Below are 26,890 nucleotides of genomic sequence, written 5' to 3'. Positions count from 1 at the left end.
TAATTTTTATAAAAATTATAGCCCATAATGGAGTTATAAATAATGCATAATATTTTTCAGTTTAATGTCATTCCTAATTTACCGGAACGAATAAAAAAACTTCTTGAAATTGCAAATAACCTCTGGTGGTGCTGGAACCCGGAAGCGATTGACTTATTCTTCCGCATGGACCGTGATTTATGGGTAGAATGTGGACAAAATCCAAAAATGTTATTGGGAAAAATAAGTCAGAAAAAATTAGATGAATTGGCAAAGAACGATAGTTTTCTATCTCACATGGAACGGGTCTATTCAAAATTGCAAGATTATATGAATACCAATACTTACTTCGAGCGTAACCCCGATGCCCCTAAAGATATGTGCATTCTTTATATGTCCGCGGAATTTGGTGTTCATGAAAGTGTAAATATTTATTCGGGTGGTTTAGGTGTTCTTGCAGGAGACCACCTAAAAGCAGCAAGTGATTTGGGCATGCCTCTGGTTGGATTAGGTATGCTCTACCGTGAGGGATATTTTCATCAGTATCTCAATCCAGATGGCTGGCAACAAGAACTTTATCCGCCCAATGATTTTTACAATATGCCTATACAGAAAGTAAAGGATGAAAAAGGGGAATCCATGGTTATAGAGGTGGAGTATCCGGGACGCATGGTCAAGGCATATATATGGAAATGTCAGGTAGGCCGTGTTCCTTTATATCTTTTAGATACAGACCATGAGGAAAATTCTCCTGCAGACCGTGCTATTACAGGGCAGTTATATGGTGGTGACCGTGAAACGCGTATCAAACAGGAAATTATGTTAGGCATGGGAGGTGTTATTGCAGCCCATGCATTAAAACTACGTCCGACTATTTTCCATTTGAATGAAGGACATGCATCTTTCATGGTACTTCAACGAATTAAAGAATTGGTATTGAATGAGAAACTGACCTTTGCTCAGGCAGTTGAAACTGTCAAGGCGGGGAGTTATTTCACCACACATACCCCCGTTCCTGCTGGAAATGATATGTTTGACCCCGGCTTAATTGAGCGATATTTTGGCAAGTATTGTCAAGATGTTGGGATAAGTTTAAATGAATTTCTTGCATTAGGCAGGCAAGACCCCAATGATTCTCGTGAACCTTTCTGCATGACGGTTCTCGCCTTAAAATTGTGTGCTGGTGCAAATGGAGTTAGTAAGTTGCATGGAATTGTATCCCGTGAAATGTGGTCCCGTGTGTGGAAAGATCTTCCACAGCATGAAATTCCTATTACTTCTATAACAAACGGCGTTCATATTCGCTCCTGGATTTCTCGTGACCTCGCAGACCTTTATGACCGTTATTTAGGACCCGGTTGGCTGAATAGTCCCGAAGACCATTCTATATGGGAACAAGTTAAAGAGATACCTGAAACGGAACTATGGCGAACTCATGAACGCCGTAGAGAACGGTTGGTAGATTTTGCGCGTCGTAGACTAAAAAAACAGTTAATTAATCGTGGGGCTCCTCCTTCTGGAATTAACTTCGCAAGTGAATGTTTAGACCCGGAATGTTTAACTATCGGATTTGCGAGAAGATTTGCTACCTATAAGCGAGTGACCCTCTTATTCCGTGACCCTGCACGACTAAAAAAGATTTTACTTAATAAAGATAAACCCGTGCAGATAATTATTGCGGGTAAAGCCCACCCCCAGGATATTCAAGGGAAAGAACTTATTCGTCAAATTGTTCATTTCGCTATGGATCCTGAAGTGCGAAATCACATCGTGTTTCTCGAAGATTATGACATAAATGTAGCTCGATATATGGTTCAGGGTGTAGATTGTTGGCTCAACACACCCCGCAGACCTATGGAAGCCAGTGGCACCAGTGGAATGAAAGCGGCTGCAAATGGCGCCTTGAATATCAGTATTCCTGATGGCTGGTGGTGTGAGGCAAACGAATTAGGACATAACGGCTGGACTATTGGTAAAGGTGAAACTTACGAATCTACGGAAGAACAGGATCGGGTAGAAAGTTCTGCTCTATATGAAATACTGGAACAGGAAATTATTCCTATGTTTTACAACCGCGGATCGGATGGATTACCTCGCGAATGGATATTGCGAATGAAAGAAGCCATTCGCACAATTTGTCCAATCTTTAATACTTATAGAATGGTTCAAGAATATGCAGAAAAAGCCTATATTCCGTTCTCCGAACGGCGTATCATTTTCCGCAAAGATAACCGCAAATATGCCATTGAGTTAGCCGCATGGAAAAACAAAGTTCGGTCTGCATGGAATAATATTCGGTTTGTTCATGTTGAGACTAAACTACATGGCGATATCCCGGTAGGAACAGAAATTCCTATTGAAGCAGATGTATATCTCGACAATCTTTCTGAAAAAGATGTGCGTGTAGAAGCGTATGTTGGTCATCTAAACCATGATGGCTCTATTAAAGAAGGTACTGCAGTTAATATGGATTTTGAAAAGAAGATCGAAGACCGAGTATTTCGTTTCAAAGGAACCATTTCTTGCCAAGAAACAGGATTATCAGGCTATTCTGTCCGTGTTTTCCCATATTGTCCCAATCTTGCAAATAAATTTGAAGTAGGGCTTGTTACATGGGCATAACAATTTCAACATAAAAAAGGAGAAATTATGAGACTTGCATTTGATATTCGCGAACTTTTAGAAAAAATGATAAAAGCAGGGGCAAGCGATTTGCATATTGTTGTGGGTGTTCCACCTGTAATTCGCGTGCATGGTAGGCTGGAATATATGCCGGGCTACCCTCGTCTCTCCCCGGAAATGACACAAGAACTTATTTACTCCGTAATGAATGAAGACCAGATAGCAGAATTTGAAAAAGAAAAAGAATTAGATATGTCCTTTGGAGTAGAAAAACTCAGTCGTTTCCGTCTGAATGTCTATCGCGACCGTGGGTCTGTTGTCGCCGCATTCCGTGCTATTCCTTATGAAATCATGTCCTTTGAACAATTAGGCATACCACGCGTTGTAGCAGATTTTGCCTACCGTCCTTATGGACTAATCCTTGTATGTGGTCCCACAGGCAGCGGTAAATCAACCACTCTGGCGGCACTTATTGATAAAATTAATGTGGAACGCGATGTGCATATCATAACTATTGAAGACCCTATCGAATATCTACATTCACACCGAAGGTCTATCATTAATCAGCGTGAAGTTAATGTGGATACAAAGACCTTTGCCAGTGCTTTAAAACGCGTGCTCCGACAGGACCCCGATGTAATTTTGATTGGTGAAATGCGTGACACCGAGACTATTCAGGCAGCGTTAACCGTTGCAGAAACAGGACACCTTACTTTTGCTACATTGCACACAAACGACGCCGTTCAGACAATTAACCGTATCGTTGATGTATTCCCCCAGGAACAGCAAGAACAGGTGAGAACCCAACTTTCCTTCGTGCTTGAAGGGGTTATTGTGCAACAACTCATTCCTCGTGCTGACGGGCAGGGCCGTGTGCTTGCTACAGAAGTAATGGTACCCAATCCCGCTATTCGTTCCCTCATTCGGGCTCAAAAATTAGAACAAATTCCTTCCATGATTGAAATTGGGAAAGGGGAAGGGATGATGACAATGAACCAATCCTTATATCGTTTATATCGAAGAGGACTGATTACAAAAGATCTGGCCTTCAAACGCAGTCCCAATCCAGAAGGATTATTAAATCTTATCGAACGAGGAGGTTCAGCGGGGTGAAAACCCGTATTTTTTCTCTCACAAAAACAACTTATGAAGGACCTGTTCGCTGGTTATGGATTGTCGGTATTGGTAGGATTTTTGTTTTATTTCTTGTTACCGCAGGATTTTATCTTTACCTGAACCCTTCTTTCTTCTATTTCTTCCTCCCCATTTATGTCGTTGCTTTAATATTAAGCATCTGGCACTTGTATGAACTGTATAAAGGGTCACAACGACTTAATTTTCTGTTATGGGCTCAGATGTTTGTTGATTTTGGTATCGTCTGTGCCACCATTAGCATTACAGAAGGATATGCCAGTTCCTTTACTTTCCTACTTGTCATCGTTATTATGGAAGCCGGTTTCCTATTAGGAATTTACCAGGGATTTCTCTTTGCTTTATTTTCAACGGTATTCATGGGTTTGCAATTTGCATTGGAAGGGAATTTAAGTTTGGCATCTCTCCAATATTGGTATTCTTTTCTAATCCAGTCAATGTCCTTCATTTTTACAGGTTTTATCAGTGGTTACTGGAATCAACGAGTCTCCATCCTGAAACAGTTTCAACAAGATATATTAAACAATATGAATAGTGGCTTCCTTATTACCGATGCCAATGGGATTGTTCGAAGTTTGAACCGTGCGGGTTGTCGGATTTTCGAAGTAGATGAAGAAGATATTATAGGTAAACATGTAGAAGGGTTGATTAAAACTATCTCTGAGTTTGAGTGTCCCATTACAACCGCATTGCGATTAAATCGGGACTTTACCAGTTATGAATTCTATATATATACCCCAAGTAAAAAACAAAAATTGATAGGATTAACTACAAACCGATTGTTAGACTCCAAAGGACGCATAATTGCTCTTATCGCTTCCTGTTCGGACCTAAGTGAATTAGACCAGATTCGTCAGGACTTACGACGACATGACCGACTTGTGGCTATTGGAGAACAGTTAGCGGGTTTAGCCCATGAAATCCGAAACCCGGTGGCTTCTATACGCGGTGCTGTCGCAGAAATTCCCAAAAATATAGACAACATAGATATACTCAATCGCTTGTCTTCCATTGCTATACGGGAATGCGACCGATTAAACTATATTATTACATCTTTCCTAAATTTTGCTCGCGAACCCTCTCAAAATAAAGAAATCATAAATCTGAGCGAATTATTAACTCGATTTGTAGAACAATTTCAGAATAGTATCCCTAAGGATAAAGGACATAAAGTAGAATTAATTATTGAGCCTCAGACAAAAGATTGCAAAATCAAGGGAGACGATGAACAAATAATTCTGGTATTTCAAAATTTAGCACAGAACGCTATTGAAGCAATGCCCGAAGGAGGAAAATTGACTATCCTTTTAACAGGGGAGAAAGATAAAGGACCTATAGAGATACATTTCAAAGATGAAGGCACAGGAATTTCACCGGAAAAAATCTCACGAATTTTTAATCCTTTTTATACGGAGAAAAAACATGGGATTGGTATGGGTCTAACGATAAGTCTTCGAATTATATCTGCCCATGATGGCACCATTCATGTGGCATCCAACTTAAAAAAAGGAACTACAATGATTGTCCGATTACCCCGATATATAGAAAATACATAATTAACAAATTATTTCCCAATACATCAACAACAAAGGATAGGCGGGATGGCAACAAATAAATTCCGTGTTCTGATAATAGACGATGAAGAGAGTATGCGTGAGGTTATCGCTATTATTCTCGAGAGAGGTGGCTTTCTTTGTCAAACGGCTGAAAGCGTAGAAGAATCCATAAGAATATTAAAAGAACAAACATTCGATGCTGTTATTACAGATTTGGTAATGAATAATGACTCCCTTGCTGGAATGAAAATTTTAAAATGGATAAGAGAAAATATTCCAGAGTTACCAACTATTATGGTTACGGCATACGGTAGCGTTGAAAACGCCATAGAAGCCATGCAAGCAGGAGCAACGGATTATATCCAGAAACCCTTTAAAAGTAATGAAGAAGTTTGTTTGCGTGTTCAGAAGGCTATCGAACAATATCATTTACTCCGCGAAAATAAAGCATTACGAACAGAACGGGCTTTATTGCAACCCTTTGAAGAAATTATCGGAACCAGTTCTGCCATAAAAAAAATTCGAGAAACAATATATCGTGTAGCACAACTACCAAGCACTGTTATTATTTATGGTGAAAGCGGGGTTGGTAAAGAATTAATAGCACGAGGAATACACCGTCTAAGCCCCCGTGCGGATAAACCTTTTATTGCAATAAACTGCGCCTCGATACCCGAGACATTATTAGAAAGTGAATTATTTGGGTATAAACGCGGTGCCTTCACAGGAGCCATAGAGGATAAAGAAGGGTTATTAGTTGTTGCTAATGGTGGGACAGTTTTCCTCGACGAAATCGGTGAAATGCCTGTAAGTTTGCAGGCTCGACTTTTGCGTGTTTTAGATAATAATCTCGTGACACCCGTAGGTGGAACAAAGGAAATAAAAGTAGATATACGCATAATTTCTGCCACCAATAAGAATTTGGAAGAAATGGTAAATAAAGGTCTATTCCGAAATGACCTGTTTTTCCGCCTCAATGTCATTCCGATTACTGTTCCTCCGCTACGAGAACGAAAAGAGGATATCCCTCTATTGATAAATCATTTTCTTAAAATGCATTCCTCAAGGATGGGTTTGCCAACACCCAAAGTTACCCCCAATGTTGTTGAACTTTTTCTAAATTATTCCTGGCCTGGAAACATTCGAGAACTCTCTAATTTCATCGAACGAATTCTCGCTTTATGTTATGAAACGGAAATTGATTTAAAACTTATTCCTGATTCGCTAAAACAAATCCTCGTGAATAAATCAATACAACAAGTAGGAATAAACAATATCGAACAGATTAAGTTACCTCCTGAAGGAATCGATTTGGAAAAATTTATAGAAAAGATAGAACGAGGATTGATAGAACAGGCTTTAGCATATACAAAATATTCTCAAAAAAAATCTGCCAAAATCCTCGGTTTAACCCCCCGTTCTTTCCGTTACCGACTTCAAAAATATGGATTATCTACCGATACTGATGAAACCCTTGATAAAGAAGAGGATAATAATATATCAGAATAACAACCAATTAAACCTGTCCAAAAAATAAATGCAAAATATAACTATAGACCTATACGATTTAATTGTAAAAACAAAACTGATACATTCAGAACAGTTTGTCCCATGGAGTTTGGGAAATATGCAAGGGATGTATCGGAAACTTGCTTTTTCGCGTAACTCATTGTTAGGCAATGTATTTGAATATTATTTTGAAGATTATATCCTCTGGAAATATCAGGACATAGAAGACTACAAAAAAATTCAGAAGGAATGGAATGGGAGTTCTGAAACTTTTCTTTCACGATTTGTATTTCTTCACCCCTCCTTACCTTTTCACTACAAACGGAAATCTATCTGGTTAGGCTTACGAGGATATATAGACTTAATTATTTGCCCTTTTCCACTTCACGAACAAGATTTGAATCGAAAGGAAATCCGTGATATTACTCCTTTTTTAATCATAAATTAGATAAAAAATATATCTTTAAACTTGAATTTCATGATAAAAACCAATAATATGAATAACAAATAAATGTATAATATAATGTTTCTAATTTTTTATTAAACAAAAAATTAAAGGAGTAGTATTATGATTATTGGAGTACCCAAAGAAATTAAACCAGGTGAAAAAAGAGTAGGTATCGTTCCTTCAGGTGTTTCTGCCTTTGTAGCACATGGACATACTGTTCTTGTTGAAAAAGGAGCAGGAGTAGGTAGTGGCATATCTGATGACAATTATCGTAATGCAGGAGCAAAAATTATTTCATCTGCGAAACAAATCTGGGAACAGGCAGACATGATAATCAAAGTAAAAGAACCTCTGGAAAATGAAATAAAACTATGCCGTCCAGGACAAATTTTGTATACCTATCTTCATTTAGCATCAAACGAAGCATTAACGCGTGGATTGCTGAAACAAAAGATAATTGGTGTGGCATACGAAACTATTCAATTGGATGATGGTTCCCTCCCATTGCTAACACCTATGAGTGAAGTTGCAGGTCGTTTATCTGTCCAAATCGGTGCCCGCTGTTTAGAAGCCACTCAGGGAGGTATAGGAGTTTTATTAGGAGGTGTTTCCGGGGTAAAACCTGCAAAGGTTGTTATACTGGGTGCAGGCGTAGCAGGTTCAAATGCATGCACTATTGCCGTAGGGATGGGCGCTCATGTAACAGTTATTGATATTAACCCGGCACGATTAAGGTATATGCAAGACATCATGCAGGGACGCTTAACAACTTTAATGTCAAATCGTGCTAATATTGCGGAAGAAGTATCTCAGGCGGATTTATTGATTGGGTCTGTTTTAGTTCCGGGTGCAAAAGCACCATGATTGGTTACAAAAGATATGATAAAGAATATGAAACCTAACTCTGCTATAGTGGATATTGCCATTGACCAGGGAGGATGTATTGAAACCTCAAAGCCTACTACTCATGATAACCCTACCTATCGCGTCAACGATGTAATACATTACTGTGTAACCAACATGCCCGGTGCTGTTCCCAGAACTTCTACTTACGCATTAACCAATGTTACATTAGGGTATGGTTTGATGATTGCAGATTTAGGTATTGACAAAGCGATTGCACATGACAAAGCACTACGCAAAGGTGTAAACTTATATAAAGGTAAAATTACTTATAAAGCAGTTGCGGAAGCATTTAAAATGAACTGGGAAGAAATCCCGGAAAGACCCTAAAACGCAATGATAAAAAATGTCTTGAAAGACGAAATTGTTAATCAATTTCCCAATATCTTTTCCAAAGTCTTAACAATTAATTTTTTTGACGAGAATTTTATTACATAGGTAAAACAGAAAAAGGAGACTTCTCTTCAAGGAATACTGACCGACGATATTCAGAATGTCCATTATAAAGACAAATTCGACTCACTGCACTATACAACATTGGGGAAAGAAGGACTTCCTTTTGAGGATAATTCATTCACGCTTATTATCGGAGAAAACATCCTTTCAGACTGTTTTAGTCTGGCACAAACGATTAATGAACTCCATCGTGTGTTAAAAAATGATGGTATCCTTATAACTGCAGAACCTAATGTGCAATATTACCGACATGTACTAAAATTGCTTCAAGGGACATGGGACGAAACCCTTGAAGAAGGTAAAACCAGATTTCACTTTTTTACTCCTTCTTCATTAGCAAGTCTTTTAAATAATTCCTCATTCCTTATCCGTGTCCTATCACCTATCGAAACAGATTCCACAGACTCTTTCCCTTTGAGTGAGGATGGTTTTGTTCATATCAACAGGTATCATATAGGACCTTTATCTCAAGAAGAACATAGAATTTTTCTTATCAAAAGATTTTTAACAGTAGCATCAAAAGCAACGGGAGGAAATAGCGGATGAAAATTGCTATTCGTGATGAAATTCTGTTGGAATCTTTTCCATGCATTACAGAAGGACTTAATTCCCTTAATCTTAATCAGTTTGAATTACATCTAAATAATGATTTTCAATCTTATTCTTTAAATTCAAACCATAAGATTTCATTAAAATCGGAAGAGGAATTGCTTTCATTAAAAAAAGAATTGCAAGAACAAAATATCATCGTGTCAGCATTACTCACAGATTTTGATATAAGTATGCATACAGAAAACCAATCTATAGATTGGTTAAAAAATGCAGTAAACATTGCCTGCACATTAGGAACTCCGATTATCCGTATTGATTCGCTCCTTCAACAAGAGCATTTATATACCTTCGGGAAGAAAATTGAATTGTTCTCTAATATTTTTTCAGAATTGTTTGCTGAAATAGAGGATACCCCTATAAAATTTGCTATTGAAAATCATGGAAAAGAAGGAAATAATCCCATTTTCCTTTTATCTGTGGTGCATACAATTGATGACCCCCGATTGGGATTAACATTAGATTTCGGTAATTTCTATTGGCGTGGCTACCCCTTATCTGAAACAGAAGCAATATTAAAATTACTTGCTCCATACGCAAAACACACCCATATCAAAAACATTGCTTACCCCAAAACGGCACAAGAAATTTACCGTGAAACTGGCTGGGAATATGATACCTATGTTTGTCCTATATTCAAAGGGGACATAAATATAGAGACAATATTAACAGAACTTAAAAAAACCAATTATGATGGTGTGCTATGTATTGAAGATGAATCCCTGGGACATTTTGAGGACATTACTCAAAAAAGACAAATTCTAAAACAGGATGTAGAATTCCTTATCGAAATCACCAACGATATTCAATTTGATAACTAAACTTAAAATTACATGTAATTTTATCCATGCTTATTAAAAGGATTGTTTTATGAAACAAACATGTGCAATGATTTTTTTTCTGCTTAGTATAAGTTGTGTTTTATATGCACAAACAACCTCTTTACCGGAAGAGTTATCTTCAGCCAGCACATCTTTTGAACGATGGTTCGGCGAACAAGTGTCCCGTCCTGCAGACTTTTTTCCCGGTTCCTTACTTATTGGCGATACACCCACAAGCCAGATTCCAGATGAATGGACACGGGAAATTACAAAAGAGAAATCTATTGATAAAATAACCTGCACTTTGAAGTTGACACATACTCAAACAGGTTTGATTGTTCAATATAAGGCCATTCAATATCTGCATTTCCCTGTAATTGAATGGACTGCGTATTACAAGAATGGTGGGGATAAAAATACTCCCATATTACAAAACTTAAAAACAATAGATACTCTATTTCCTGAGTTTAAAAACCAACGCACCGTGCTTTATCGAAACAAAGGGGATAACTGCACTCCAGATAGTTATGAACCTATAATTGAACCGATGAATAGGGACTTCGAAATTAAACTTGCCAATACAGGGGGACGCCCAACACAGACAACATTCCCCTATTTCAATTTTCAAAGGGAAAATGCTGGACTTATTTTTGCTATCAGTTGGGCAGGTCAATGGTCCTGTCGGTTTTATCGAGATAAGGAAGGTGCTTTATCTATTCAAGGAGGACAGGAACTTACCCATTTTACTTTATATCCCGGAGAAGAAGTCCGTGGACCTATGGTGGTGCTTTTATTTTATTTAGGAGATAAACAACGCGGACAGAATTTATGGAGGCAATGGATGATTGCCCATAATTTACCCCATCCTTATGGAAAACCTCCCAAGGTGCCCATGCTTTTCGCTTGTAGTTCTCATCAATACGGAGAAATGGTTAATGCAAATACCGACACACAATTAATGTTTATTGAAAAATATTTACAACGAGGTTTTTCCCTCGATTATTGGTGGATGGATGCAGGTTGGTATCCTTGCGATGGTCAATGGCCCAAAACAGGAACATGGGTTGTAGATGAGACGCGGTTTCCCGGTGGTTTCAAGCCTATTTCCGATTTTGCACATAATAAAGGGGTCAAAATACTTGTATGGTTTGAGCCGGAGCGTGTGCATTCAGGAACTTGGCTTGCGGAAACCCATCCAGAATGGATTTTAGGAGGGAAAGAGGGGGGATTGTTGAACCTTGGAAACACTCAATCTAGAGAATGGTTAACAAACCATATAGACAATATTCTTACAAAAGAAGGAATTGATTTATACCGCCAGGATTTTAATATGGACCCATTGGACTTCTGGCGAAAAAATGATGCCCCGGACAGACAGGGAATTACAGAGATACGACATGTAGAAGGTTATTTTGCATACTGGGATGAATTATTGCGTCGTCATCCCAATATGTTGATAGATTCCTGTTCCAGTGGCGGCAGACGCAATGATTTAGAAACTTTACGACGGGCTGTTCCTTTACTACGAAGTGATTACATTATGGAACCCATCGGAAATCAATGTCATACCTGGGCATTATCTGAGTGGTTCCCATTTTTTGGCACAGGCACCTCTAAAACATCCGATTATGAAGTCATGAGTGTGCTATGCCCCAGTTTTACAGCCTGTTTCGACCAGAGACAGGATGATATTGATTGGCAAAGGCTAATGAATATGATAGAACAACGAAAACTTTATGCTGAAAATTATTACGGTGATTATTATCCACTAACCCCCTACTCACTTGAAAAAAATGCCTGGATAGCATGGCAGTTTAATTTACCAAGCAAAGGCACGGGTATGATACAGGCGTTCCGCCGTGAAGAATCCGACACAGAAAGTATGCGGTTACCCCTACACGGTTTGGAATTAAAAGCGAAATATCGTATTACCCAACTTCATAAAGAAGCAAAAACCTTAGAACTTACAGGAAAAGAATTAATGGATTATGGTGTTCCCCTAACACTCCCAGAAAAACCCTCCGCCCTTTTCGTTATATATGAAAAGATAAAAGAACAGTAATATAGAGTGTTATTACAATAGATAGAATAAAGGCTCAACTAATTAATCTTTCCTAATTAGAAAATTAAGGATTTCAGGTAGTAAAAGGACTTCTGCCCCTTAAAAAAATGTTTTGGAATGGACGAAAGTATTCTTTTAAAGTCTTTTTTAGAAAAACATAATTAATAAAGTAATATTTTCAGAATATTACAAGTGCTACTTTGTAATAGAAGGGATTAGAAATTTTTAGATAATTCATCTAATTGTTGTTTAATTGTATCATTGATAGAATGGATACCTTCACAGGGAGCAATGTAAACAATTCCTGCAGACTTACCATTCATAAATTCAATCATGTTGTTAAAGGCTATTCCCAATAGTTCTGCATTATTTTTTACTTCACCACCAGCGGTTACAATAAGTGCCATGGTTTTCCCTGCCAGTAGGGATTGACTTTCTGTATCCCCTTCCTTCCATGAAATTAGGCAAAACATACGGTCAAGAAGGGCTTTCATTTGAGCAGGAAATCCCCAACAAAAAGTTGGTGCAGAAAAGATAATAGCGTCCGCATCAATCATTTCTTTTAAGATAGGAATTGCATCGTCGTTATTACAGCACAAAAAGTTCCCTTCCTGTTTGCACCAATAACATTCTCTACATCCCTCAATGGATAAGGAAGAAACATAAACATGTTTTACCTCATGATTTTGTTTTTTTAGTTGTTCTTCGAGGTAGTTTAACGCATAGGCTGTATTTCCATTCTTTTTAGGACTTCCCAATAAAGACAGGATTTTCATACTCTACTCCTCATGTTAATTTAGAAAATAATATTATACGATTTAATTGTGAGGGGAATTAGTGTTCTGATGAATTGTGTTTATCATCAATAACAGTAAAAGCCCAGAGCGAATGATGTTCTTTGGCCCATATATCACTTACTTTCCCACCGAAAATAGCCCGTAGACTATGAGGGACAACGAAAGCAGCCAAATAAATATGAGCAATGAGTACCAGTATCATAACAAGTGCTGATATATCGTGAATGGTATAGTATATCTCCTGATTTGTAAAGTGAGCACCACGATTTAATGCCATAACAACCCCCGTTACTCCACAAGTCCCTGACGCGAGTATGGCTAACCAGAACAGGATTTTCTGTCCCGCATTAAATTTACCCGCTGGAACATGTCCTTTAACACCGCCTAAATAACCGCCGGCTTTCAACAACCAACTAAAATCTCCTTTGGCAGGGAACATAAAGGCTACCCAGGATAAGAAGATAAAGACAACACCAGCACAGGCTACATAGCCGAACCATGTATGCCATACTCTTGCCCACGGTCCTAAGGGGTCGTATTGCCCCAAGAGGAAGAAGAACCCTGTAATCGCCAGGAATGTAACACTAATCATAGCGATTGCATGAGCTATCCGTTCATAGCCGCGAAAACGAAGGACATTCGGTTTTCCAACAGGAGTACCTTCTTTTCTACCGATAAGAACATAATGGATAAGGATTAGTAACAATTGTATAAGTACTATCCATGGAGCATATTTTTTCAATACGCCTTCACGCCATGCACCTAACTTTAAGTTAGAAATATCATAACCTAAAACACTCCATAGAGGAACATATTTTGGAGTGCCATTTTCTGAGAATGGGTCTACAAGCATACTACCCATAAAGAATGAAGAATTTTCAGAGTGGCAATCCGTGCAGCCTTTGGCACCATACGCACGAGTCGCTGGTTCTACACCGTGAGAAACAGTCCATTCTAATGGCTTTGCCATAGCCATAATTGATGGGTATGCTTTGGGGTCAATCGGGACAATTTCTGCTTCATAGGGCGAACAAAGCCGCATTTCCACAGGTTTCCAGACTTGTTTAGGTTTATCCCAACTATATTCACCGGGTTCCTCTTTCTGTTCGTATCTTGTAATTGCAATGAAAGGTTTATTCTCACCAATACGGTCCATATCTAAAAATTCACAGTCATAGGGATTATCTCCACCTTTGACATTAACGCGGAAAACAGTTGTCCCTCTCAGATAATACAAATCCTTATCGCGTAGCGATGGGACATTCTGTTTAAGAGCCCAGGCAAACAATCCTATTTCTTCCTGCGTATTTACCTCCGGGAAGGTATCATTGTTATCATCATAAATTTTTAAGGGTCGAGTATCTGAGGCAGAATATACTTTTACTTTTTCCTGTATAGCAGATTTCAGTTTTTCTTCCATATCTGCTATTTGACGGGCTTCTTCGGCTGTCATTTTTCGGTCTGCTGTATCGGCGGGTGCTGGCACTTGTGCTTGTAATGCTCCTGTATTTTCCGTTGTAGGTGTCTGTTGTGCCTGCTTGAGAGGATTTTCCGGAAGTGCCGGGGAAGCCTGTCCATTCTGAGGTTGTGCTGGATAAAGACGGAAACTATATTCCTCTGATGTTAACCAATCATAAGCCTTCTTCATATCTTTAAGCAATACGGGACGAACTTCCTCTTTTTCAAGATAAACCCAATATGCAGAAACCTGCGTATTTTGAGCATAGATTTTTCCGTCGGTTTTACTTCTTCCTAAATCAAATGAAGATTCTATAATGGTTGCCCCGGGGCGTTTTGGTTGTGGAGTTGCTTTTAACTCTCGTATTTGTCCGGCATCATAGGAATAGGCTTGATTGCGGAAAACGACAACAGGAAAGGCTTCTTTTGCAGGACGAACTAATTGGGATAATGTAATTAGCATTAATCCACGGGCTTCGGAGTTCTCAAGTCCCTGTTTTTGCTGGACGAAATCGGCAACTTTAATATTTCCTTCGGGTAGTTCTGTCAAAAATGCTTCTTTATACAGTTTACGGATATTATCTTCGCTGGAAATAATATATTCCTTGGCTTGCTGTAATTGTTCTTTTGTATAGGGAAAGATAAGGTTCGCATCGTCTCTACTACGCGACCAACCCCAGAAACCACCGAACTCAAAGGCTCCCCAATAAGTCATATCCTGAATTTCAGGTAAGGTCATTGCTTTACCTGTCAATGGGTCAATAATGGATACAGGCAAGAAGGGACGATGTGTTATATGGCATGCGGTGCAATCTATCCGCTCCAGATGAAGTAGAGGTAGCCCTTTATGTTCAGGATAAGGCGCCCCTTTCTCCTGATTCTCATGACACTGCTTACAAGATAAAGTTGTATTGTCCAAATCATCGCGAACCGTTTGTATGGAAGAACTTCCCTTAGCAAAATTATGGCGAATATCTCCGTGGTGACAATCAATACATTTCAAACCTTGTTCTGTATGAACATCCTGCATATACGGAGAATGCCATGAAATTCCGCGTTTTTGAACACTGGACATATCATGGCAGAACATACATTGACGGTCCGTTGGACGGCGAATATGCAAGTGAACCGTTCCATCAGCACGGAAAAGGCTCTTGTTATAGTAAACTTTGGGTTGTTGTCCATCAATCGTTGAACCCCAAACATAACCAAATCCTGCAGCCGCAGTCGCGGCATATTCAAAATTCCACTTTTTAATCTGTTGAGCACGGAGGGAATATTCATAATCTTCAAGGTGGCAAATGAAACAATCTGCTTCAATCACACCTGTCTTTTCCCAGGGAGATTCATGGTAATCTCCATCACCAAAAGACCCTGTCAAAGGACTCGTTTTTTTAACCGTTGCATAATTTTTTCCAGAACGGTCATATTCAGCAGGTCCACCACCCGGATGACATACTCCACAACTCACAATCCAGTCAAAAGGAGTCATATCTACCTGTTCGGGATTTTCAAAATGTTTTCCAACCAATTCCCGCTGATATAGTGAGAGCCATTTCCCGAAGAAGCCTGGGCTTTTATCCTTAGGAATTCCACTATTAGGGTCTGTAGGCGGATAAAGTTCATCTCTTCCCATCTGAAAATGATAGCCATGAGTAATTCGGTCATAAGGATGGCAAGCTCCACAGGTTTGTTTCGTGCTTACCGCTCTGGGAATTCCTTGTTGTTGAACCGGTAGATTTGGGTCAACAGGTGTCCCATCTGCATTTTTTGTAGGGTCGATAATATCCCCGTTTTTATCCCTTAAATGGAAGGGAGGGCACGAAAGTGGGAGAGTGCGAATGACTTTTGCGTTAGGAGCACGATTATTAATTACAAGGTCTCTTCCTATATATTTATCATAATTTTCTATAATGTTTTGTAAAGGTTCCGTTGAATCCTTTGCCGAAATAGGAAGGACAGGCAGAAAACCTAAAGTGAATACTAATAATGGAATACATCTTCTCCACGATTTGCTCATGGCATCACTTTCTCTTTTTATATGTTTATAATTTTATTGCTTTAATCTATTTCTATAAAAATTTATAATATTAACTAACCGTTGATGGGTCAGGGGTTGGAAAATCGAATGTATAGAGAGCCGGGTCTATTTCCACCATCCGCTTTTCCTCTATTGCCTGATAACCCGAAAGAGCCATAATGGTAGCCCGTAATCCGACCATCTGATTCGCCTTCGGAACGCCACCTTCTTTTATATCTTTTGCAAAACGCATAAATTGAAGTTGGTCAACGGAACGCGTATTATCTACAACAATCGGTTTGCCTTCTTGCAGGGCTTTATTGCTCAACTTCAAAGTCCCACCGGAAGTGATAACTGTCGCTGTTTGTTCGGCACTGCCCGATTCACCCCAAGAGACTTTCGATGTTGCTTCGGGATAGAAACTGCCGCCTTCTTCGCTCAATTCAATAGTCCCTTCATCTCCTTGTATTAATTCATTACATCCTTTCTTCGCATTAGCAGTAATACTGGAATATGCCAGCTGGACTGTATAAGGCTGATTGATTGCCATTTTATCTTGATAACTACTACGAGCGTTGATAGCCCGATAACCACGATTCTCAGGGGTAATATCAAATTCATAAATCATATTTATACTGTCATGAATTTCGCGACCATCTCTCCAGTAATCTAAACTACCGCAACCATAAACTCGTTTGGGCATGGCATCTAAGAACCAGGCTACGATATCCAATTGGTGAGTTGCCAATTCCGTTAACAAACCACGAGAGGATTCCTTATACAAACGCCAGTTCATATATCGTTCTAAATCTTTAATAAAGCGTGCTTCTTGAGAGTTGAGTTTATGGTCTTTGTTAATCGGACGGCGCCAATCATTATTACGGTGCCATTGGGCATCTATATGAACAATTCGCCCAATAGTCCCTTCCTCCCAAATCATCATTAAGGCTTTATTATACAAAGGATTGTATCTCCGTTGATGTCCTACCTGAACCCATTTGCCTGTTTCGTGACATTTCTTTACGACATCCCGCGCTTGTTCAATTTCATAACACATCGTCTTTTCACAAAATACATATTTGCCAGCACTCAAACTATCCATGGTTATTTGATAGTGCGTATGAAGTGGAGTGGCAATAACAACAGCGTCCAGTTCTTCTTTCTCTAACATTTCCCGATAATCATAATAACTCTTCGGCTTAAAAGCAGCCAGAGCCTTTTGCCGTTGCTCCTCAGTTAGTCCTTGCCCGGGTTCCAGTGCTATGCCTGCATTTGAAATCTGGGCTAATTGCACGGCTAACCGTTGATGGGGACCATAAGCATCACATACCGCAGTGATGACAATATCGGATGCACCCATCAGACCATCTTTAATATGATAACTTCCTTGTCCACCACAACCAATACAACCAACCTTCACCTTGTCGTTGAGGGCATAGGAGAACGGGGCTTTTCCTGCCATTACTAAAAGTCCTGTGGCAGTGCTTGCTGTTTTGATAAAATTTCTACGAGAGACATTGGATTTCATGGCTATTCCTCGCTTTGTTTAAGGTTAATATATTGTTTATCTAATTTATTATTACTTTCGGACACAAGAAAAACTTTCACATTTGGGAATTTTTTACAATACTCCTGTGTTTCATCAACACCAAGCACAAAAAACGAGGTGCTTAAGGCGTCACTTTCTATTGCTGTTTTACAAATAACAGTTGCACTCACAATATTATTATCTACAGGACGACCTGTTTTCGGGTTAAATATATGACCATACTTTTTACCTTTCCGTTCCAAAAATTGTTCGGAAACGGAAGAGGTAGAAAGTGATTCGTCATTAATTAAAAATTCTTCGATTGTTTCCTTTTTATTATAAGGCGAACGGATACCTATTTTCCAACCTGCCTGATTAGGAGGTGTACCAATTGCAACAATAGAACTTGTCCCTGAGTGCAATATACCCGATTTTATCCCCTGTTCTTTTAGTATCGTCTTTGCACGGTCCAAAGCCAGTCCTTTTCCTATTCCACCAAAATCAAGACGCATTCCGGGAACGGTCAATCCCACAGATTGCTCATTCTCATTAATGATTACTTTATCCATACCTACTTTCTTTAGTGCTTCAGAAATTTCATCATCCGAAGGAAGGTCATCTCTATTTTTTCTATAAAATCCCCACAGGTCTAATAAAGGACCTATACTCGGGTCGAAGGCTCCATCCGTTCGTTCCCAATATTGTTTTGAACAACGGATAACCTCTAAAAGGTCATTGTTCACTTTAAGAACACCTGAACCAGCTGATTGATTTAATCGTGCAAGGTCATTGTCAGGCAAGTAATGACTGATATGTTTCTCAAGATTATAAATAGCATTAATAGCAGGCTCACATAAATTACGAATATCTTCTTCAAGCATACCTTCGGATGGAGGATAGATAATAAACACAAACTCCGTTCCCATTGCAGGAAAACGGATAGTTACAGGTTTTAATGCCTCCCCATATACAGAAATAGATAGGGTAATAACAAAAAGATAGACAATTATCGTAGATAAAAATTTTTTCAAAAGAAAAAAACCTTTATTTAAAAAACGAATTCAAGATAGTAAAAGGAATCAATCCTATATATAACGCCGCATAAAACAATAAATTCAGTTTATATAATATTACTACGAATTATGCTCCTGTTGCAAGAAAACTTAACCATTCGATTTCTTATCAAGGTTATTTATCTTTACATAACATGCGTATCTTTTTGCAACATCATAAATAATCTCTACGCACATAACATAACTATTCTATGAACAATACCAATAATCTATCTAAAACTGATATTTTCTTCAAATGAAAAACCTATACTCTTTCATATACCACTTATTGGAAAGATGAACCTACCAATTAATACAAGATTCAATATATTTTGTTTCCACTATCTTATCAGTAAAAAAACCTAAGAAAATCTTTTGTACCTTCTTCCATCATGGAAAATCGTAACCTTCAAAATAAATTGAGATTATTTCTTCATTTTTTCATAATCTTCACATAGTTGTTTAAAACGGTCAAGGATAGGAAGGTTTTGGGTGCATTCTTCTTCACATTGACGACATTGAGTACATTTACTTACAATTTCACGAATGTCTTCAGTCCACCAATGCCATTTTAAGTGGTCCATTGCTTTTTCTGGTCCAAAAAGCAACCGATAGTTATAACTATCCATTAACCGCACAATCGGTATTTCCGCAGGACATCCTTCTTCACAATAACCGCATTGGGTACAGAAATCATGCTGTACCTCGGCTATGTGTTTTTGTAACAATTCTATCTCTTCCATTTTCATTTGCTGGAATCGTTTAACACTTTCCACAGCACTGTCTACATCTTGCACATTCCGAAAACCAACCAAAGCCACTGTAATCTCTGGCAAAGACAAATTAAATCGGATGGCAGCGTCCAGAATACTTTTATCTCCTTCTCGAATCAAGAATGAAAACCGTTCCGGATATTGGGTTATTATTCCACCTCCCAGGCTATTCATGGTAACCACTCCCATACCCCGCTTATGTGCTTCTACGGCACCCGGATAACGAAGTGAAAAATTAACAGCATTCAATCCAATTAAAATTCCCTCGAAAAATCCCTCTCCCTGGTCTAACATCTCTGCTATCTTTCCATGCTCCAGATGGGTAGATACGCAAATATGCTTGATTAATCCCTCTTCTTTTAATTGTCGAAATCCATCCAAAACGCCATTTTTCTTCCGTTTGGGCAAATCTTCTGGATGAACCAAACACCATACATAATAAATATCAATATAGTCTAATCCCAATCGGTCTAAACTACGCATACAGGCTTCGCGTATCTCTTTCGGATTATCCGCCATTGTTTTTGAACATACAACAAAACTATTTCTTGGCTTTTGCATCTGCCTGAAAGCATATCCATAGATTATCTCGCTTTGGTCTTCACAATAAGAAGGAGCCGTATCAAAAAAGTTAATCCCCAATTCATACGCACGGATAAGAACCTCTGCCATCTTTTCTGTCTTATATGGTTCCTCAAATCGCATACCTCCCATACCTAATCGTGATACTTTCAAACCTGTTTTGCCATATTCCTTATAAAGCATAAAAATACTCCTTTCGTTCCAGCGTATATAACAAAGGGAAAATTCCACCATTAAAAGATGAAATAAAACACCCTTTACTTATATTATAAACAAAATGTTCATGATTTTTTAATTATAGGGTTTACTTTTATGGTTAATATACTTCTAATAACAGTGTTCCTATTTTTTTGTTTGGGTAGCAATTCAATATTACTCATTCAAGATAAACTACCCGAAACCATCGAAAATTGGTATAAGGATACCAAAGTATTAGAATTTGGTCCTGAAAATTTGTTTGATTACATTGATGGCGATGCCGACCGTTATCTCCCCTATAATTTTCAAAAATTAACCGTTGTGTTTTATAAAAATAAGAACCAACCGGACGAGGAAATTGAAATACAAATTTACCAGATGAAAACACCATTAGACGCCTTTGGTATCTATTCTGTCCATCGGAACCGAGACAAAGAAATTTTTCCTTATGGGAATGACGGAACAATAGGACAAAATCAAGCGATTTTCTATCAATCACAATACTTTATTAAGTTGTCCGGTATTCAATTACAAAATTCATCATCGCCCCTTAAACTTTTTGGAAAAGTTATATCTCAACTTTTACCCTCAGAAAAACTCAATTCTCCCGAATTAGAATGTCTCAATATTCCTGAGAAAATTGAAAGAAGCGAATGCTATTTAGCCAAAGATGTTCTGGCACAGAACTTCTTTCCACGCGGTATAACTGCTTTGTTCAAAACAAGCAAGGGCAATGCCACAGCATTTATAATATTGTTCGATAATAATGAAACAGCAAAAAAGGGTTGGGAGAATTATAAAAATTATCTGGATGAAATGGGTGCTGAATATCAAACAGAGCAGGAAGAAATCCAAATCATGGCTCCCGCTTCCGAAACCGCAATTGCCACCTTATATAAAAATCGAATTATTGGCTTATGGTTGCCTGATGGTAATATTCCAGAACTAAAAGCCATATATTCCAAAATAAAATTGTGTTTCATAGAAAAAACAAAAGCAGATACAAGTAAGTAATTAAAACACTTATATGAACTTAATAAGGCTCCTTTTAAAATCTTTTCTTTTCTATGTTGTTATCCCTCTACTTTTACTTTCAGGCATAGAACTGTTTTTACGCTATGAAGGGTGGGGAAGAGACCTTTCTCCATGGGTCGAACATATAACGGAACAAGGGAAGGTATATACCAAGAATCTCGATTTCTACCAACAGTTTTTTGAACATCCCGTTGATCCGGGCGAATTTGAACCCTATATCACATCTATTCGACTTCCTAAACCCCAAGGCACTATCCGCATCTTTGTTTTTGGTGAGTCTGCTGCATTGGGCTGGCCTGATGCAAAGTATGGATTCGGGAAATTTCTAGAAGCCATGTTAAATCAAATGTATCCCCAATACCATTGGGAAGTTTTTAGTTTATGCTTCGCCGGAATCAACTCCCATGTATTACGCTATGTTGCACAAAACAGCCTCTTTTTACAGCCCGATATAGTATTAATTTACATGGGCAATAATGAGGTCCATGGCACTTTTGGTCTGCTTCATGATTTTAAAAATTCCATTCTTCAACCTCCCTGGCTTGTTCAACTACAAATTCAACTCCAAAATCTTTTCCTCACACAAAATCTAAAACGAATTTCCTCTTTTCTAAAAAAACCCTTTACTTCCTCTAACCTAATTCGTTTCGATAATCCCAACTTGACCAAAGTGAATAATTATTTTGAAAAAAATCTCAAGGCTATTATAGATACATTTACAAACCGAAGAATACCGGTATTCGTAGGGACGATGGCTTCTAATCTCCGCGACTGGCCTCCCAAAGATTCCTGGTTTAAACCCAACATTAGCATGGAGCAGGTATCTCAATGGGATTCTCAGATTAACGATGGGATAGAAAAACTTTTAGGAAACAACATTGAAGAAGCAAAAGAGGATTTTAAGAAAGCAATTGATATTGACAATTCCCCGGCACTATCTTACTTTCTGTTGGGTTGGTGTTTTATTGCAGAAAAAAATTATAAAGAAGCCCGAAAAAACTTTATTGAGGCAAGGGAGAAAGACGGATTTGGCTTTGTCCGTGCGAAACAATTTATAAACGATACTATAGAAAAAATCACGAAAGAGTATGGAGAGTCTAAAAGAGTTTTTCTCGTGCCTGTCGAGCAAGAACTCGCTTTCAATGCATTTGCAAGTGCTCCAGGAAATGAAATGTTTATTGATTCATGTCATTTTAATTTCTACGGAGCCTATTTGACTGCTAATGTCTATTTAAAGAGTATTATAAAACACGCAACTACTCTTTCTCTCACCGATATCACAAATTTCAATACTATGCCAATTCTTGCTTATGACGAAGCAAAATTACTTTTAGGTATTCCATCCAATGAAAATGAATTTCCCGGAAAATTTCTTATGATTAATCCTGATTTCAATCATTTGCTCCATTATTTAGATACTGGTCAAGTAAAAGATATGACTGATTTTTTGCTTCTCATGCAAAAAAGATTCTTACCTGATTCTTTTAAAAAAGAGTCTTTTTCCCCTAGAAATTTTAATTTTTCTACTATGGAGTACCTCATACATCATTTCGATTTTTTTAAAGATGAAAATAAAACTAAGGGACTTATAATAAAATATTTAGAAACCTTGAAAATATTAGGAGCTTTTCGACAAGGAACAGAGACAATAGAAAAGTTATTAAAAGATAAAGAAAACAATGTAAATTATTATTACCTTGCCATTGACTTTTATTTGAATTGTAAAAAATATCCTCAGTTGGATAATGTGCTCCAAAAATTCCAACAGAATTATGCTTTCCTCGACATTTCAGAATATAAGCTCAAATACGCAATCTTGAAAGAGGATTGGAACGAAGCAACTATATTAAGTAATAAAATTATCTCCAGTCCATTTAATTCCAGAACGAAAAAGGCACTGCCTCAATGTTTCCTTATAGAAAAAAATCCCGCTTTATCTTCTGATACAAAATTTCAGGAATGGAAATCCATATTACAGAAATCTCAATGGTCATGGGACAGTTTTAACTTTGTTTATCAGACTTCCAAAAAATCGGGGAAAATTGATGAATACAAAAAAATCCTTGTCGAGATTGTAAATGACAAACCGACTTCCCCTTTCCCCTTTAACTTTCTTTCTTTCATTTATGAAGACGAAGGAGAAATTTCCCAGGCAATAGAAATGATTCGACAAGCCATTTCTATTCCAAGCCAAGAAATTAGTAACTATTACGAACTCTCACGACTACTTACATTAGAAGCAGAACAATTGTTTGATAATGGGAAAGTGGAAGAAGCAAATAACAGGCTCGAGGAAGCCATAAAAAGTTTCCCTTACTATCTCCCTGCTTGGAACCTCCTCATAGAAACTTGTGAAGTAATGGAAGATGAAGAAGGAACTTTGCAAAAAATTTATGAATATAACCAAATTCAAAACAAGGGAATTATGAAACATCTTTGGGAAATAATTTATTAAGGAAGTCTATGTCCTCATTTAATGTTCTTTGGATAATTAGTGATGAATTCAGGGCCGATTGTATTGGCTATTTAGGAAATCCCATTATAAAAACACCGAATTTAGACAACCTATGCGAAGAAAGTGCTGTTTTCTCCAACTGCTTCGCTCAGGCAACTCCCTGTGCACCCACTCGTATGTGTATGTTTACGGGGCGATACATGTTTTCCCACGGGTGTGTCTGGAATAAGACCCCTTTACGCTGTGCTGAAGAAAACATCGCTTTTTATTTGAAAAATTACGGCTACAATCCTACTTTAATTGGCTACAATGATTATGCCAAAGACCCAAGTATTCTTCCTCCCCATCATCCTCATCGTTCTTCATTAAGTTACGAATATGCCTTACCCGGGTTCGATCATTTATTCCAACATGAATATGATTCACCTGAATGGTATGCCTATCTAAGAGAAAAAGGGTATCCCAAAGAACTGTGTAATCGTGAATATATGTGCCAGCCTGATGTTCCTCCAGAAGGACCCGGAGCACATCTCCCGGAATATTATCCCGCTCGATATAAATCAGAACATAGTGAATGCAGGTTCATTACAGAAAAAGCAATTGAATATATTGACAGTCAAAAAGATACCCCTTGGTTCTTATGTTTAAACTATATAAAACCTCATAGTCCCAATTTATGTTCTGACCTATACCTTAAACTTTATAGAGACACTTTATTTCCTCCTCCTATACGAGCCGATTTGAATTACTACCAAAACGACCCCTACTTCAAACGATTAGGGAAAGATACTTGCAATTCTCTTATTAACCCAACACATCTACAAGATTTTCGTTCTGCTTATTACGGCATGATAACCGAATTGGATTTCAATTTAGGAATATTATTTGATTACTTAAAGTCTCATAATTTGTGGGACAACACTTTGCTCATCTTTACTTCTGACCATGGAGAACATCTCGGAGACCACTTCCTAACAGGAAAATGTCATTATTTTGATAGTGCCTATCATGTGCCCCTGATAATCCACGACCCATCCGAACAAGCCCATGCTACTCGGGGACAGGTAATAAACGACTTGGTCGAATTAATTGACATAGCACCTACAATCTGCAATTACCTTAATATCCCCAATTATCCTCTTTTTCAGGGGGAAAATTTATTGCCTCGTATTCATAATGATATACCTGCCATCAATCGTAAGGCTCTATTTTACGAGTATTACTATTACTACCATCTTACTCCGGAAGAACAGGAGAAAACAGAAGCGGAAAAGTGCCTAATTTGTGCGGTTCGCGATACAAAATATAAATGTGTCTTTTTTGGAGAGGAAAAATTATCACCTCGACTTTTCGATATTTCTTCTCCTCATGGAGAATTAAATAATTTAGCAGCGGATGAAAAATACCGACATCTCATACCCCATTATCTATCATTACTTTTACGCTGGAGAATAAAAAATGCTGATTGGCGTATGGAACGCTGGGCAAGGCCATTAAGACCTTATGACGAATAGCTCTCGACTTGCTTATTTAAACCTTCAAAAAATCAACCTTTGCCCCGTAACACGAGGCAAAGGTTGAAGGCAATCAAGGACTTTTAGGTATTAACTATTCACACAATTCAAAGACACCAGCAGCACCCATACCACCACCAATACACATCGTTTCAAGTCCCCATTTCACGCCACGACGGCGCATTTCATATATCAATGTGCAGGCAAGTTTTGCACCGGTGCAACCCAACGGATGTCCAAGAGCAATCGCACCACCATTGACATTTATTATATCCGGATTTAAACCAAGGGTCTTAATAACATAAAGTGTCTGAGAAGCAAACGCCTCGTTACACTCTATTAAACCAATGTCTTCTAGTTTAATTCCTGCCTGACGACATGCTTCTTGAATTGCAGGAATTTGAGCAGGTCCTAAGTATCCCGGGTCCCCAGCGCCAACGGCGTATCCCCTTAACCGTGCCAGCGGTTTTAAGTTGAATTCTTTGACAATATCCTCACTCACAATTACTGTTGCAGCCGCACCGCAACTGGTTTGACTTGCATTTCCTGCGGTTGTAACACCTTTTCCTGCGGGACCCTGAAATGCTAATTTCAACTTGGCTAATCCTTCAAGTGTTGTATCGGGACGAGGACCTTCATCTGTATCAAAGATAAAGGTTTTACCATCCAAACCTTTTACTTCTATGAGAACAATTTCTTCTTTGAACTTACCTTCTTGAATCGCTTTAACCGCTAATTGATTGCTACGCAAAGCCCACTGGTCGCATTCTTCGCGGGTAATACCAAAATCATTAGCAACATTGTCTGCACATTGTCCCATAGAGGTATAGGCACGCGGATTTGCACGAATCAGGCGGGGGTTCGGACAGGTTTTGTTTCCGCCCATTGGAATCACACTCATGGATTCCACACCACCCGCAATACCTACATCTACCATATTGCACTCAATTTTCGAAGAAAGAATTGCCATCGTATCCAATCCCGAAGAGCAAAAACGATTTACGGTCTCGCCAGAGATAGTGTCTGGCACACCAGCAATTAACAAACCAATACGACCGACATTCATCCCTGCTTCGGCTTCAGGGAACGCACAGCCGATGATACAATCCTGAAATCGCTCGGCTGGAATACCAGAACGCTTCACAACTTCTTTTAATACTGCCGCTAATAAATCATCCGGGCGGACATGTGCAATGGCACTCCCTTTCTTTGATTTGCCTACGGCAGTCCTACATGCTGCTACAATATATGCTTTTTCCATATATAATCCTCCTTACAACTTTAAGGTTAATTCCGTAACGGTTTACCTGTGGTTAACATGTGTTGAATTCTTTGCTGTGTCTTTTCTGTTCCACAAAGAC

17 protein-coding genes and 1 pseudogene are annotated in these 26,890 nt (G+C 38.4%); 12 read left to right on the top strand and 6 right to left on the bottom strand.

The annotated features are described in order from the left end of the window. Positions 1 to 42 precede the first annotated feature (42 nt). From glgP to PLA12_04525, 9 genes and pseudogenes are all read left to right on the top strand, one after another. Positions 43 to 2,601, top strand: coding sequence for an alpha-glucan family phosphorylase (gene glgP / locus PLA12_04565; GenBank protein ID HOQ31771.1), 2,559 nt, complete (start codon positions 43 to 45; stop codon positions 2,599 to 2,601). A gap of 27 nt (positions 2,602 to 2,628) precedes the next feature. Continuing rightward, positions 2,629 to 3,714: a type IV pilus twitching motility protein PilT gene (locus PLA12_04560; GenBank protein HOQ31770.1), complete on the top strand. Its 1,086-nt coding sequence runs from the start codon at positions 2,629 to 2,631 to the stop codon at positions 3,712 to 3,714. Beyond that, positions 3,711 to 5,309: an ATP-binding protein gene (locus tag PLA12_04555; protein ID HOQ31769.1), complete on the top strand. Its 1,599-nt coding sequence runs from the start codon at positions 3,711 to 3,713 to the stop codon at positions 5,307 to 5,309. Before PLA12_04560 ends, PLA12_04555 begins: the two co-directional genes overlap by 4 nt. 45 nt (positions 5,310 to 5,354) lie before the next feature. After that, positions 5,355 to 6,818 carry a sigma-54 dependent transcriptional regulator gene (locus tag PLA12_04550; GenBank protein ID HOQ31768.1) on the top strand — a complete coding sequence of 488 codons (1,464 nt, stop codon included), beginning with the start codon at positions 5,355 to 5,357 and terminating at the stop codon, positions 6,816 to 6,818. A 28-nt stretch (positions 6,819 to 6,846) separates the two neighbouring features. Next, complete coding sequence (locus PLA12_04545; GenBank protein ID HOQ31767.1) at positions 6,847 to 7,266, top strand: hypothetical protein; 420 nt, start codon at positions 6,847 to 6,849, stop codon at positions 7,264 to 7,266. A gap of 120 nt (positions 7,267 to 7,386) precedes the next feature. Then, positions 7,387 to 8,499: pseudogene (gene ald, locus PLA12_04540) on the top strand (alanine dehydrogenase). A gap of 207 nt (positions 8,500 to 8,706) precedes the next feature. Then, positions 8,707 to 9,171, top strand: a complete 465-nt coding sequence (locus PLA12_04535; protein ID HOQ31766.1) for a methyltransferase domain-containing protein — start codon at positions 8,707 to 8,709, stop codon at positions 9,169 to 9,171. After that, positions 9,168 to 10,055, top strand: coding sequence for a sugar phosphate isomerase/epimerase family protein (locus PLA12_04530; protein ID HOQ31765.1), 888 nt, complete (start codon positions 9,168 to 9,170; stop codon positions 10,053 to 10,055). The genes PLA12_04535 and PLA12_04530 overlap by 4 nt, the downstream gene beginning before the upstream one ends. A gap of 49 nt (positions 10,056 to 10,104) precedes the next feature. After that, entirely contained in the window at positions 10,105 to 12,117 is a 2,013-nt protein-coding gene (locus PLA12_04525) for an alpha-galactosidase (protein HOQ31764.1), read from the top strand. A gap of 215 nt (positions 12,118 to 12,332) precedes the next feature. On the opposite strand, the gene PLA12_04520 is transcribed toward PLA12_04525, so the two are convergent. From PLA12_04520 to PLA12_04500, 5 genes are all read right to left on the bottom strand, one after another. Next, positions 12,333 to 12,893: a flavodoxin family protein gene (locus PLA12_04520; protein HOQ31763.1), complete on the bottom strand. Its 561-nt coding sequence runs from the start codon at positions 12,891 to 12,893 to the stop codon at positions 12,333 to 12,335. A 58-nt stretch (positions 12,894 to 12,951) separates the two neighbouring features. Continuing rightward, a complete protein-coding gene (locus PLA12_04515) occupies positions 12,952 to 16,392 on the bottom strand; it encodes a formate dehydrogenase subunit gamma (protein HOQ31762.1) in 3,441 nt (1,146 codons plus the stop codon). A 70-nt stretch (positions 16,393 to 16,462) separates the two neighbouring features. Continuing rightward, complete coding sequence (locus tag PLA12_04510; protein HOQ31761.1) at positions 16,463 to 17,920, bottom strand: Gfo/Idh/MocA family oxidoreductase; 1,458 nt, start codon at positions 17,918 to 17,920, stop codon at positions 16,463 to 16,465. 2 nt (positions 17,921 to 17,922) lie between these two features. After that, positions 17,923 to 18,951 (bottom strand): FAD:protein FMN transferase, encoded by a 1,029-nt coding sequence (locus PLA12_04505; GenBank protein HOQ31760.1) that lies wholly within the window; start codon positions 18,949 to 18,951, stop codon positions 17,923 to 17,925. A gap of 446 nt (positions 18,952 to 19,397) precedes the next feature. Beyond that, the gene (locus tag PLA12_04500) at positions 19,398 to 20,510 is read right to left on the bottom strand and encodes an aldo/keto reductase (protein ID HOQ31759.1); all 1,113 of its coding nucleotides are present in this window, start codon (positions 20,508 to 20,510) and stop codon (positions 19,398 to 19,400) included. Between the two features lie 129 nt (positions 20,511 to 20,639). Between PLA12_04500 and PLA12_04495 the strand changes: the two genes are divergently transcribed. The 3 genes from PLA12_04495 to PLA12_04485 are packed head-to-tail and all read left to right on the top strand — an operon-like array spanning position 20,640 to position 25,529. Next, positions 20,640 to 21,539, top strand: coding sequence for a hypothetical protein (locus PLA12_04495; protein HOQ31758.1), 900 nt, complete (start codon positions 20,640 to 20,642; stop codon positions 21,537 to 21,539). A gap of 13 nt (positions 21,540 to 21,552) precedes the next feature. Next, positions 21,553 to 24,015, top strand: a complete 2,463-nt coding sequence (locus tag PLA12_04490; GenBank protein ID HOQ31757.1) for a hypothetical protein — start codon at positions 21,553 to 21,555, stop codon at positions 24,013 to 24,015. A gap of 8 nt (positions 24,016 to 24,023) precedes the next feature. Next, complete coding sequence (locus PLA12_04485; GenBank protein ID HOQ31756.1) at positions 24,024 to 25,529, top strand: alkaline phosphatase family protein; 1,506 nt, start codon at positions 24,024 to 24,026, stop codon at positions 25,527 to 25,529. A gap of 94 nt (positions 25,530 to 25,623) precedes the next feature. On the opposite strand, the gene PLA12_04480 is transcribed toward PLA12_04485, so the two are convergent. Beyond that, the gene (locus tag PLA12_04480; GenBank protein HOQ31755.1) at positions 25,624 to 26,790 is read right to left on the bottom strand and encodes a thiolase family protein; all 1,167 of its coding nucleotides are present in this window, start codon (positions 26,788 to 26,790) and stop codon (positions 25,624 to 25,626) included. Between the last annotated feature and the right edge of the window lie 100 nt (positions 26,791 to 26,890).

Origin of the sequence: Candidatus Hydrogenedens sp. (assembly GCA_035378955.1) — a bacterium.
Taxonomy (GTDB): Bacteria; Hydrogenedentota; Hydrogenedentia; order Hydrogenedentales; family Hydrogenedentaceae; genus Hydrogenedens.
The sequence above is the reverse complement of the archived record's forward strand: the minus strand, read 5'-3'. Positions and strand labels throughout refer to the sequence as shown.

Coding starts and splice junctions, on each gene's coding strand:
- glgP (HOQ31771.1), top strand. CDS start 43: ATGCATAATATTTTTCAGTTTAATGTCATTCCTAATTTACCGGAACGA.
- PLA12_04560 (HOQ31770.1), top strand. CDS start 2,629: ATGAGACTTGCATTTGATATTCGCGAACTTTTAGAAAAAATGATAAAA.
- PLA12_04550 (HOQ31768.1), top strand. CDS start 5,355: ATGGCAACAAATAAATTCCGTGTTCTGATAATAGACGATGAAGAGAGT.
- PLA12_04545 (HOQ31767.1), top strand. CDS start 6,847: ATGCAAAATATAACTATAGACCTATACGATTTAATTGTAAAAACAAAA.
- PLA12_04530 (HOQ31765.1), top strand. CDS start 9,168: ATGAAAATTGCTATTCGTGATGAAATTCTGTTGGAATCTTTTCCATGC.
- PLA12_04525 (HOQ31764.1), top strand. CDS start 10,105: ATGAAACAAACATGTGCAATGATTTTTTTTCTGCTTAGTATAAGTTGT.
- PLA12_04520 (HOQ31763.1), bottom strand. CDS start 12,893: ATGAAAATCCTGTCTTTATTGGGAAGTCCTAAAAAGAATGGAAATACA.
- PLA12_04515 (HOQ31762.1), bottom strand. CDS start 16,392: ATGAGCAAATCGTGGAGAAGATGTATTCCATTATTAGTATTCACTTTA.
- PLA12_04510 (HOQ31761.1), bottom strand. CDS start 17,920: ATGAAATCCAATGTCTCTCGTAGAAATTTTATCAAAACAGCAAGCACT.
- PLA12_04500 (HOQ31759.1), bottom strand. CDS start 20,510: ATGCTTTATAAGGAATATGGCAAAACAGGTTTGAAAGTATCACGATTA.
- PLA12_04495 (HOQ31758.1), top strand. CDS start 20,640: ATGGTTAATATACTTCTAATAACAGTGTTCCTATTTTTTTGTTTGGGT.
- PLA12_04490 (HOQ31757.1), top strand. CDS start 21,553: ATGAACTTAATAAGGCTCCTTTTAAAATCTTTTCTTTTCTATGTTGTT.
- PLA12_04485 (HOQ31756.1), top strand. CDS start 24,024: ATGTCCTCATTTAATGTTCTTTGGATAATTAGTGATGAATTCAGGGCC.
- PLA12_04480 (HOQ31755.1), bottom strand. CDS start 26,790: ATGGAAAAAGCATATATTGTAGCAGCATGTAGGACTGCCGTAGGCAAA.